Below are 11,771 nucleotides of genomic sequence, written 5' to 3' on the forward strand. Positions count from 1 at the left end.
TTTTTTTTGGAAAATCGACATAGGCCAGATCAGGCCATTGGGCACCAAATTATGGACTAGATCACGGATTTCGCCGCCGATGGCGCCTGGTGGGGCCCAGTGGGGATTTGATCAGTGCCGCAGATCGGAAGGTCGCGGCAGGAGGATCTGATGCCAGGGCAAGGCGGTGACCTGGCGGAAACGCAGCAGCATGATGGCGGAACCCAGGGCATAGGCCACCGTGGACGCCCATGCTGCTCCCAGGATCCCGAAGCGAGGGATCCAGAGCAGGCAGAGCGTCACATTGGCCACCACGGTGACCACGCTGGCCTGAGTGTTCCAGTGCGGTCGCCCACGTCCGATGAAATCACCGGCCAGCACCGCCCCCGGGGCGAAGGCGATGACACCGGGCAAGAGCACTTGCAGCGGGGTCACTGCCGGCAGGTAGGCGCCGTCGCGCAGCAATCCGAGCAGAGGGCCGGCGGCCACGGCCAACGGGATCGCCGCCAGCGCGGTCAACCCCAGGCCGAGGCGCACCGCCCGGGCCGCGGTGAGGTCGCGACCGGTGTCGTGTTCGTCGGCCGAGGAATGGACCAGCAAGGGGTTGAGTGCCTCGGGCACGAGCCAGAGCAGTTCGGCGCCCCAGACGGCCGCAGCGTAGAGACCCACGGCGGCGGTGTCGAGATTGGCCTCGAGGAAGAACTGGTCGAGACGCAGCAGGAGCAGGTAGCTCAGGGCCGAGAGCTGGCCCAGCCAGCCGTTCCGCAGCAAGGTGGCCAGCAGACCCCGGCATCCCGGCGGATCCGTCTCCCGTCCCGGCCCGGGCCCGGCCAGGACCTCGCGGCGGCTGGACCTCAGCATCACCACCGCTCCCATGGCCTGCAGCAGGGCGAAGACCACGAACGCCATGGCGAACTGGAGCCGCCCCAGGAACAGGAACGCGCCCAGAACCACCACCAGCACCAGCGTCCGGATCGCCGCCACCGCCGTCCCCTGCACCACGCGTCCCGCCGCCAGGAGGCTGTAATTGGCGGTCTCGAAGACGAGCATGGCCAGGACCGTGGCGGCCGCGCAGGCCAGGAGCGCCTCGTTCCACGTCAATTCGAGATAAAGCCAGGTCCAGACCGGCGTGACGCGCACCACGCCGACAGCCGTCACCAGCACCCCGGCCACCAGGGCGAACCAGAGCGATTGGGCCCGCAGCACCCGCCACGGCGCCGCCGTCCGGCGCCGCAGGATCGGGACCGAGGCCAGCCCCACACCACCGGCCAGCACGGCTGCGAGCACGGTCACGATGGTCACCGTCAGGCTGTAGCGACCGTTGCCCACCGGCCCCAGTCCCTGCATGATCACGATGGCCACCGCGGCGTTGGCGGCCTTCTGCACCGTCCGCAGCACCAGGATCCGGGAGCCGGTGACCGCCAGCTTCATGCGGCCCCTCCCCGGCGGGCGCGCAAGCCGGCGGTCAGGCGCTGCAGCCAGCGTCCGGAGCCCGAGCGTGCCAGCAATTGCCAGCGCGGCTCGGGTTCGGCGCCGCAGCGCCGCTTGAAATCCCAGAGACCGTCCCGCCCCACGCACCCGCCGAAATCCACCGCCGCGAGGCCGCGCTCGCAGGCATGGACCAGGTCCTGCCAGTAGAGCAGGGTGGTCAGGAAATGCGTCCGGGCGAGGTCGGGCCGTACCGCTCCCTGCCAGGCCACCAGACGGCCCCGGGAGACGAAACAGAAGTGCCCGGCGACCAGGTCGCCAGCCAGGCGCACGCAGTTGAACGCGGTCTGGCCGGGAGCCTCGCGCAGGAGCGCCTGCAGGAAGCCCAGGGGCACGGGAGCCTGGCTCCAGCGCCTCGTCCCGGCCAGGTAGAGCGGATACCAGGTCGCCACCGCCTCCGGATCATGTTCGGTGTGCAGGGAGCAGCCGCGCTTGAGCCCGCGGTTACGCTCGTTGCGCCGGTTGTTGGTCCAGCGTTCGGCCTCGACCTGGGTCAGCCCCTGGCGACAATCCACCACGGCCGATTCGTAGGGCGAGATGGTCCATGGCGAGGTCAGCCCACGGGCAGCCAGGTGGTGCACGCGCGGCGAATCCAGAGTCACGGCCGCGACCATGGTCCGTCCCCCGAGTTGGTCGGCGAGGCTTGTCAACAGGGCCTCGCTCACCATCCTGGCCGTCACGTCGTCGAGATCGGCGGCCAGCCGGGGGCCGGCGACCGTGCCGTCGAGACTGCTCTCGAGGCGGTCGATGCCGCGATGGCGGCGGCGTAGAACCGGCAAGGTCCCCACCATCCGGCCGGCGAGCTCGGCCTGGAGCCAGAACGCGCTGGTCTGACGGTAATGGCGGGCCGACAGACTGGCCCAGAGCGGGCTGGCGGTGAAGACATCGGTCGCCTGATCGGTGGGCGAATCGGGTGGTGAGGTCAGCAGCTCGACGGTCACGGCCGGGGCCCCTGATCCGGGGCTCACGGTTCGCTCCGGGCCGCCGGTTCCGCCAGACCGGGCCGCGCCAGCAACGCGGCCAGCTTCGCCCTCAGACCGGTCCGGTCGCCCTGGCCGGCCATGGCCAGGAGCTCGGGCAGGGTGCTGGCGATCAGCGCGGGATCGCCGGTCCGGCACCGCGCCTTGTGGATCAGCGGGCTGCCGCTATCCTCGAGCCTCTCCCCCGGATCCAGCAACGATTCGTGGAGCTTCTCGCCCGGCCTGGTCCCCACGATCTCGATGCCGGGACCGTCGTCCTCGGTGCCGAAGCCCGAGAGCACCAGGAGGTTGCGCGCCAGCTCGAGGATGGGCACCGGCTCGCCCATCTCCAGGATGTAGGTGGCGCCGGCCTCGCCCAGGACCATGGCCTCGATGACCAGCAGCGCGGCCTCGCGAATGGTCATGAAGTAGCGCGTCATCTCCGGGTGCGTCACCGGTAGGGGCCGGCCCGCGGCGATGCGTTTCTGGAAGAAGGGTACCACCGAGCCGCGGCTGCCCAGGACGTTGCCGAAGCGCACGGTCATGAAATGCGTCGCCCCGTTGGTGGCCTGCGCCTGGCGGACCAGGAGCTCGGCCAGCTTCTTGGTCGCCCCCATGATGCTGTCGGGCTCGGCGGCCTTGTCGGTGCTGATCAGGACGAAGCGCTCGGCCTCCACCCGCCGCGCGAAGGCCAGCAGGTTCGCGGTGCCGCCCGCGTTGACCACCACCGCCTCCTCGGGATTGTCTTCCATCAGGGGCACGTGCTTGTGGGCCGCAGCGTGCAGGATGAGATCGGGGCGGTGGCGTGAGGCCAGGACCTCGAGGCGTCGGTGGTCCCGCACGTCGCAGATCACCGGCACCAGGCGCGTGTCCTGGGCGTTCAGCGCGAGCTCGTTCAGGATCTCGAAGATGCTGTTCTCGCCGCGACCCAGCAGGATCAACTCCGCCGGTCTGAGCGGCAGCAGCTGGCGGCAGAGTTCCCCACCGATGGAACCACCGGCACCGGTGACCATCACCGTGCGCCCCTGGACCACCGACCGGGCCGGACCGGCCTGGAACGACACGGTCTCCCGGCCCAGGAGATCCTCGGGCGAGACCGGTCGTACCTGCTTGAAGCTGGCGTCGCCCTCGATGATGGCGCGCAGCCCCGGCACGATGCGAAAAGGCAGGTTCGCCCGCTTGCAGAGCAGCACCAGGCGCCGGATGAGCGAGCCGCGAGCCGAGGGGATGGCGATGAGGATCTCGTCGGCTGCCACCTCCGCGGCCGCCTCCACCAGGCGCGAAGTGTCGCCCGCCACGGGCAAGCCGGCGACCGCGGTTCCGAGCAATCGGGGATCGTCGTCCACGAAGCCCACCGGCAATAGCCCGAGGTCGGGCGTGGCCCGCATCTCCTCGGCCAGCGCCCGCCCGGCCTCGCCCGCACCGACGATCAAGAGTCGCTTCCGACCGTTGCTGCCTTTGCTTGCCAACAGCTGGTCCTTTCCTAGAACGTGACCGCGAGCTGGCGCACCTCGGTGCGACCACCGTGCTCGATGCGCACCACGTAGAGCCCGGACGCCACGAGCCGCCCCTGGCGGTTGCGACCGTCCCAGAAGCCGACCTCGTTCGCCACCGAGCGGTTCCGATAGACCACCTGGCCCGCCAGGTTGAGAATCTCCACCTCGGCGGTGAACTCGCTGGTGTCGAGCCCGCCGAGGCTCAGCAGTTCGACGCCGCTCTCGCCCGGGAACGGATTGGGATAGAGGAACGCCTGACTGGCCTCGCCGCCGCCACCCGAGCCGGCGGCCGGGATGTCGGCCAGGGTGCCGCCGAGGTCGCTGGTCAGGGCCAGGCGCGTGCCATCGGCGCTGAGCGCCAGACGCCGGTACGTCCCGCCGCAGAGCGGCACGATGATGTTGGGCGAGTAGAAGCTGGGATCGAGGCTGAAGTAGGTAGCCAGATCGGTGAAGGCATCGAACGTCACCCCGCCATCGCTCGCGAAGCGCAGGCGGTTCAGACCGTTGGAGGTGAGCGCCCAGAGCGCCTGGTTGCGGTCGAAACCGAGCCCCAGGACCCGCGCCCCCAGGAGCCCCGGCACGAAGGTCTGTTCTTTCTCGCCCCACTCCTGGACCAGGGTGGCGTTGCCGAAGAACTCGTCGTAGGTGAAGTTGACCAGTCCCGAACCGGCGCCGACCCACAGGCTGCCATCGGCGGGGTCGAACGCGATGGCGTTGGCGCTGAGGAAATCGAACTGGCTGCCCGGCACGGCCGTCAGCGCGATCTCACGCCAGTGATCGTCCGAGGTGTCGAGCCAGGTCAGGGGATCGTCCGGCCCGTTGGACAGGCCGTTGATGTCCCAGCGCTGCAGACCGTCCCCCCGTACGCCGAACCAGATCACGTCGCGGCGCTCGATGCCGATGGCCCAGATGTTCCCTCCCCCGAGGACATCGGCGTCGATGTGCAGCCAGGAATCGCCGGCGAAGGGCCGCTCGGGATCCACGAGCACATCGACACCGAGATTCTCGTCGGGGGCGTTGTCGGTGGTGCAGAGGAGGACCTGGCCGTCGGGATGGATCCCGATCTGGATGAACTGCCGGCCCTGGATCGGTTCGTGGAGCGGTCGGAAGAGGTCCCAGTCCTCCACCCCGCCGGGCGTGTCGGCCGGCTGGAAGTGGATAGCGCCGGTGCCGAACTGGCCGAACCAGATGTCGCCGCCCTGGCCCGCCATGGCCAGCAGGTTGCCGAAGTGGTTGAAGAGGCCCAGCGAATCGTTGTCGACCGTGGCCAGCTGGTAGACGTTGTACCAGCCCGCGTCGGTCAGGGCCGCCAGACCATCGCCTTCCCGGTCGCCGATCCAGGCCCGGTTCTGGTCGTCGAACGCCACACCGTCGAACCCGCCGGTGGCGCCGATGATGCAGGTGTCCAGGTAATCGACCTCGGCGCCGCTTTGATCGGACTCACCGATCCAGGGCTGCCAGAGCCTCGTGTTCGGGCTGGCCATGACGCCGTGGCGGGCTCGACCGGCAGCCCAGATCCCCCCTCCGCCGGCTGCCAGCGAGCGGCTGTCGCGCGTGTGGCCCTCGGGCACCGCGGGCATGAAGATGGACGTGCCGACATCATCGCGGATCCGGAACAACGTCTCGCTCGAGGTCAGGGCGTAGACATCGTTGCCGTCGATGGCGATGTCGCGGATGAAGCCGGCCGAGAGCACCAACTCCAGACTGCGGGTCTCATCGTTCCAGCGCTTCACGCCCGACCACGTGGCCGCCCAGATATTGCCGTCCGCATCGCGTTCGAGGGCGATCACCGCCTCGGTGTCGGCATTGCCGTATGGATAATTGGTGAAGGTGTTCTCGGCAAAACGCGAGAGGCCGGTGGGCGTGGCCACCAGCAGCAGGTCGCCGGACAGGGCCATGTCGTCGATGGTGTTGTCGATGAGCCCTTCCTGGGTCGAGTAGAAGGCGCCGGGCAAACCGCTGACGATCTCGCCGATCCCCGCGCCGTTGGTGCCGTAATAGACGCGTTCGGTACTGCCGATGAGCTGGCCGGTGACCGTGGTGACGTCGAGCGACGCGATGGCGCTGCTGAAGATGCGCAGCGATTCCTGGTTGCCGCCCGGGTCGGCGATGGCGGTCAGGCCACCGTCCGCGGTGGCGACCCAGAGGTGCACCCCGGACCAGGCCAGGTCCTGCACGAAGTGGCCGCCGAGCCCCTGGGCCCGGGTGAGTTGGCGTCGCGTGGCCTCCTGTTCGGGATCCCACTCCACCAGGCCGCCCATCTGCAGGCCCGTGTAGACGAGGCCGTTTACATACTGGGCGGAACCGGGAAACTGGCCGGTGACCAGCGGCTGGAACGTGGGCGTCTGGGCCGTGGCGACCGTCATGGCGAACAGCCAGGTCGACGCCAGCAAGATGCAGATTCGGCAGTGGTTCGGCCTCATGATTCGTTGACCTCCTCCCCGCCTGAGCGGGGCGTCTCGCCCTCCCCGGAACCGGCGGCAGCCGCCCATCCCCCGGGATTCAACAGGAATGTCGTCAGCCGGCCGCGTTCGGCCCAGGGCCCGGTCAGCCCGGGTCGGTCGGCACCGGTATCGAGCAACAGACGCACGGGATCCACCGGCTGGTCGGATCCGGCCAGCGGCCGGCCGCTGAGCGCCAGATCCCCCCGCAAGAGCGCCAGCGCCAGGCCCGATTGCCACCAGAGGGGCAGTCCCTGCCCCTGACCATCGGTATACACTGTGATCCAACCATTATCAGTCCGGGACGGTGATCCGTCGACCCTTTCCCGACGGATGCTCCCGGCGCGCAGCCGCCACCAGCGCGGCAGCGCCAGGCAGCCCGAGATCAGCAGCAGTATCGTGGCGACCAGGATCTCGGGCGGCCGGGCGGCCAGGCGGCGCAACGACTGCCCGTCATCGGGGTCGAGCACACCGCTGGCCGAGGTGCCGAAAGATTCGGCCCGCGCGCCCACCGCCAGCAGCCAGGCCTCGTCGAGGATCCAGCGGAGCCGGATCCGCGCCCGGCGCAGGGGCACCAGGATCGCCGGCGCCAGGGCTCCCGGCTGCGACGTTTGCCAGAACGCCACCTGGGATACGCGGAACCGATCGACCAGGGTGGGCAACTGCTCGACGGTGCCCAGCCAGGGAACGTCGCCGCCACCGACGGGATGATGTCCGCCCGCGGCGGCCGGATCGTCGGTGACATAGCCCACCACGTCGGCGCCCAGATCGCGCAGGTCGCCGCTCGCGAGGAGCCAGCGGTCCAGTTCGGTTCGGGGCCCCGCCAGGAGCGTCCGCTCGAGGATGAAGTAGCCGCGCTCGAGCCGCCGGTGCACCCGACCCACCAGTTGCGCTGCCCAGGCCGTCAGTCCGGTGTAGAGGCCCAGCGTCAGCAGGAGTACCACCCGGCTGACCACGCTGTCGCGTCCCAGGTACGACCCCGCCAGCAGCATGAGCGCCACCAGTCCCATCTGGCGCAGATGATCGCCAGGGGACACGCCCTCGTGGAGACGCGCCGCGCGGTACCGCCCCATGACCACGAAGGCCACGGTCACCAGGATGGCGGCGTACCCGAACCACGACCCGTACCACGAGAGCGGCAGCAGGTCCTCGTCGAAGAAGGGCTGGGCCAGACGGCGCCCGGCGTAGGCCCCGAGCAGGGCGACCGCGAGCAGCGCCATGTCCAGCAGCCAGTGCAGCCCCACCTCCAGGGGTCGCCGCCACTTCTTGGCGGCGTACACCACCAGGCTCCACTTCTCGTAGAACGAGATCAGGCTGCCCAGATGCAGCCAGAAGCTCCGGTTCAGGGCGCCCTTGGCGCTGCTGCGGCGGTGGCGGTGCACGAAGCGGGCCGTAGGCAGGTAGACCACCTCGAACCCGCATTGCCACATGCGGTAGCACCAGTCGACGTCCTCGAAGTAGAGGAAGAAGCGGTCGTCCATGGGACCGCAGCGCGCCAGCGCCTCGCGGCGCACGAGCAGGCAGCCGCCGAGCACCCAGTCCACCGGCCGCACGCTGCCATGGTCGAAATCGCGCATGAGGTGGCGCTGGATGGTGCGGCTGTTGGGGCGCAGCTTGCCGAGGGGCGTCCGGCGCAGCAGGAGCGTCCAGAAGGTGTAGAAGCGCCGGCAGGACTCCTGGATCGTGCCGTCCTCGTTGAGGAGCTGCGGACCGATCAGACCGGCCCGGGGATGCTCGTCGGCGAAGGCGACCAGTGCGTCCAGCGAACCGGGCAGCACCACGATGTCCGGGTTCAGGATCAGGTGGTAATCCGCGGCCAGCGCCGCCATGCCCTGGTTGCAGCCGCGGCCGTACCCGAGGTTCTCGGTGTTCCGGATCCACTGCACCTCCGGATACCGCTCCTGCAGTTCGTCGAGTCCCACGGGGGCGCTGGCGTTGTCCACCACCAGCACCTCGTGGGTGCAGGTCGGCGCCTGCGCACGCAGGGACTCCAGGCAGCGACCCAGATCCTCGGGCGTGTTGTAGTGGATGATGACGATGCCCAGTCGGACCGCCACACTGCTCCTTAGGGAATGCGTCGCAAGCGCAGGGCCCAGACCATCCAGGCGGCTTCCCAGATGATGCGTCGCGTCATCTTGCTGCTCCCCACCTGGCGATCGACGAACATGATGGGGATCTCCTTGATCCGGTAGTCGCGCTTCCAGACATGGTAGTTCAGCTCGATTTGGAAGCTGTAGCCGTCGCTCTTGATGCGGTCGAGCGGCAGGGCCTCCAGCACCGCGCGGCGGAAGCACTTGAAGCCGCCGGTGCAATCCTTGATGGGCAGCCCGGTCACCTTGCCGGCGTAGATGTTCGCCCCCACCGACAGGATCAGCCGCGTCAGCGGCCAGTTGACCACGGTGATGCCCCGCAGGTAGCGGCTGCCCACCACCAGGTCACAGGTGGCGATCTCGCGCAGGAACTGGGGCAGCGCGGCCGGATCGTGGCTGAAGTCGGCGTCCATCTCGAACACCGCATCGTGGTCCGTGTTGGCCAGGATCCAGGTGAAGCCCGCGATGTAGGCCGGCCCCAGGCCCTCCTTCTTCTCGCGGAGCAGCAGGTTCACCCGGCCGCCGAAATCGGGCAGGCCGCGGACGATGTCGGCGGTGCCGTCGGGCGAGTTGTCGTCGACCACCAGCACCGAGAGCCGCGGATCCTGGGCCAGGACCTGCGGCACGATGCGGCCGATGTTGTCGGCCTCGTTGTAGGTCGGGATGACCACCACGGGTCGCTCGACACGGGTGCGTTCGGGCTGTCTATCCATCGTCGCCATACTCGTTGCCCTCGGGAAGGTCAGCCGCTCGATTCCGATCCCGTCGCCAGCCCGCCGCCAGCAGGACGAGCATGCCCAGCAGCCCGATCACCGCCAGCACGAGCCCGCGCTGCACGGCGGGATCATGATAGGAGAACCGGACCTCGTGGGTACCCTCGGGCACCGCAACCGCCCGCAGCAACAGATCCGCCGTCAGCAGCGGGACGTCCTCGCCGTCGACGGCGACCCGCCAGCCGGGCGCCATGAGATCCGCAAGCAAGAGCAGGGCCGGACGCGGTGTCTCGACCCTCAGAATGACCTCGTTCAGGCCATCGACCACGAATTCCGGCTCGGGCAGGGGCGCGCCGCCGGCCTGCGGAGCGGGTCGGGGCTCCTGGTCGAGCACGACCGCGGCGGTGGGATCATGTTCACCGCTCGCGATAGCGTCCAGGAAGGGCTCCAGGGCGTCCCCTGCAGGCAACACCGATTGCGGCTGCCAGGCGTCCACCAGCCGGGCGCGCGGGAGCGCATTGGTGATGGTGTAGACCACGGTCCCGCCGGCCGCAAGCCCGCGCGGGTCGAGGTCGAGGCCGGCGTCGTGGAGCACGGGCAGCGCGCCCTCGGGCAGCGCGCCCGGGTAGGTCAGCGCCTGAGCCCCCAGCCAGCGGGCCACGTGTCCGGACGGGATGCGCCCGAAGAGCCGCTGCCGGATGGCCTCGGCCGCCGCCATCTTGGCCGGATGGTAACCGCCGAGCGACCGGACCCCGATGGTCATGTACTCGTTGGCCGTGGCGTCGCTGCCCAGGGGCAGGAGCCGACCGTGCCCCACGGTCTCCTGCAACAGGCCGGCCAGCTGCGGGTCGACCGGTGCGAGCGTGGCGCCGCGGTAGGGTCGGATCATCCGCGTCGCCGGTGCCAGCCTACCGCCCCCATCGGCGGTGCGGACCACCTGGACCAGGGCCTGCTCGGGGTGCGTGACCAGCCTGGCCACGCTGCCCAGGTCCACCGCTACCAAAACGGCCAGGACCGGCACGAGCCAGTGCTGCCGGAAGGCCGGTCGACGACCGGCCAGCAGCACCGCTCCACCGGCGGCCAGCAGCACCAGTCCCTGTCGCAACAGGAACGACCGATGCAGGCTCCAGGCCGTCTCCAGGAGCGTCGACGCCGCCTGCTTGCCGCTGCGCGCGGCCATGGCCACCAGGCTCTCGCGATAGGTGTCGGCGACCACGCCGGAGGCCCCGGCGAGCGTCAGCACAGCGCCCGCGATGAGCAACGCGAGACCGGCGCGACGCAGGAGCAGCGGCCGCTCCGCCCCTGCCGAGACCAGGGCGGCGGAGCCCAGGCCAGCCAGCACGGCGCCGAGACAGGCCGGCAGCACCAGGATCATGGAGGGAATGCGGAACTTGTCGAAGTAGGGCAGCACCGCGTAGGCGAGCTGGTAGAGCCCCGGGCTGAACCGCCCCATGCTCACCAGGACGGCGAGCAGGGCGATGGCGGCCAGCGAAACCACCAGGCTGCGCCGGCGGGCCAGCCAGGCCGCGGCCACCAGCAGCGGCAGCAGGAGGCCGGCGTAGTTCGGATAGTCGGTGAAGGGCATCCGGCCCATGTAGGTGGCCTTGCCGAAGCCCGCGGCCGCCGGCAGGAACGCCGCCTGCAGATCCTCCGGCGCCAGGCTCCAGTTGGTCGCGTAATCGAACGCCGATCCGCCGCCGCCGCTGGCGCCGCCGGCCCCCCTGGTCGAGAGCGCGGCGTAATCGTGCACCGGCAGGAGCAGGGCCGATCCCAGGGCGAACCCCAGCCCGATCGCCAGGACCATCAGGCCGGCCCGACGCCAGCGCACCGCTGGCCGCGGTCGCGGCGCCTCGCCCAGGGGCCAGCACAGGCTCCAGACCGTCAGCGCCCCCAGGAGCAACAAGGTGTAGTAGCTGATCTGGACGTGCCCGCGCAGGAACTGGAGTCCCAGCAGCAGCGCCGCCAGCGCGGTGGCGCGCAGGTTGCCCCGCACCAGGATCTCCCAGGTCAACCCGAGCAGCCAGGGCAGATACATGGCCGCCCCCAGCTTGGAACCATGGCCGTGGACCCCCCAGGCCACCACGCGGGCAAACCAGAGCCAGGCCACGCAGCCGAGCAGTCGCGAGGCCCAGGGCGCGTTCCAGCGACCGAGCAGCCACCACATGCCGAGGCCGCCGAAGAGGAGGTGCAGCAGCATCCAGCTCAGGGGCGGCAGGCCGAGGCGTGACTGCAGGAATTCGATGACCATGGTGGGCGGGTAGACGCCGATGGTGTAGGCCAGCGAGCCGAAGCTGGGCATGCCGCCGAAGATGAAGGGATTCCACAGCGGATACTCGCCCTGCGCGCGAGCCTGATCGCCGACCTGCCGGAAGGTCTCGCTGGCCGCGGTGTCCGCGGCGCCGAAGACCTGGCCCTGGAACAGGGCCTCGGGATAGAGGATCGCCAGCAAGCCCAGCACCGCAAGCAGCGGCAACCAGGGTCGCAGCCGTCCCGCCAGCGAGGCGGACGCGAGCAGACCTCGGGGCTGGTCCGGATCCTGAGCGGCTGCCCTGTCGGGCCGTCCGCGGCGGGTACGCCTGGCCAATGCGAGCTCCTTGTCGGTTGC

At 69.9% G+C, this 11,771-nt stretch carries 7 protein-coding genes; all 7 read right to left on the bottom strand.

Annotated elements, in window-relative coordinates:
• Positions 1 to 111: 111 nt before the first annotated feature.
• From IFSED24_RS06595 to IFSED24_RS06625, 7 genes are read right to left on the bottom strand one after another with little or no spacing between them, the layout of a single operon-like run.
• On the bottom strand, positions 112 to 1,410 hold the full coding sequence (locus IFSED24_RS06595; protein ID WP_491334426.1) for an MATE family efflux transporter: 1,299 nt from the start codon (positions 1,408 to 1,410) through the stop codon (positions 112 to 114).
• Complete coding sequence (locus IFSED24_RS06600) at positions 1,407 to 2,435, bottom strand: GNAT family N-acetyltransferase (RefSeq protein ID WP_491334427.1); 1,029 nt, start codon at positions 2,433 to 2,435, stop codon at positions 1,407 to 1,409. The genes IFSED24_RS06595 and IFSED24_RS06600 overlap by 4 nt, the downstream gene beginning before the upstream one ends.
• Positions 2,432 to 3,895 carry a polysaccharide biosynthesis protein gene (locus IFSED24_RS06605; protein ID WP_491334428.1) on the bottom strand — a complete coding sequence of 488 codons (1,464 nt, stop codon included), beginning with the start codon at positions 3,893 to 3,895 and terminating at the stop codon, positions 2,432 to 2,434. Before IFSED24_RS06605 ends, IFSED24_RS06600 begins: the two co-directional genes overlap by 4 nt.
• Positions 3,896 to 3,909: 14 nt before the next feature.
• The gene (locus IFSED24_RS06610) at positions 3,910 to 6,345 is read right to left on the bottom strand and encodes a T9SS type A sorting domain-containing protein (protein ID WP_491334429.1); all 2,436 of its coding nucleotides are present in this window, start codon (positions 6,343 to 6,345) and stop codon (positions 3,910 to 3,912) included.
• A complete protein-coding gene (locus IFSED24_RS06615; RefSeq protein WP_491334430.1) occupies positions 6,342 to 8,420 on the bottom strand; it encodes a glycosyltransferase in 2,079 nt (692 codons plus the stop codon). Before IFSED24_RS06615 ends, IFSED24_RS06610 begins: the two co-directional genes overlap by 4 nt.
• Positions 8,421 to 8,428: 8 nt before the next feature.
• The gene (locus tag IFSED24_RS06620; RefSeq protein WP_491334431.1) at positions 8,429 to 9,166 is read right to left on the bottom strand and encodes a polyprenol monophosphomannose synthase; all 738 of its coding nucleotides are present in this window, start codon (positions 9,164 to 9,166) and stop codon (positions 8,429 to 8,431) included.
• Entirely contained in the window at positions 9,159 to 11,750 is a 2,592-nt protein-coding gene (locus tag IFSED24_RS06625; RefSeq protein ID WP_491334432.1) for a hypothetical protein, read from the bottom strand. Before IFSED24_RS06625 ends, IFSED24_RS06620 begins: the two co-directional genes overlap by 8 nt.
• Between the last annotated feature and the right edge of the window lie 21 nt (positions 11,751 to 11,771).

The sequence above is a fragment of the Candidatus Latescibacter sp. IFSED24 genome (genome assembly GCF_058273205.1).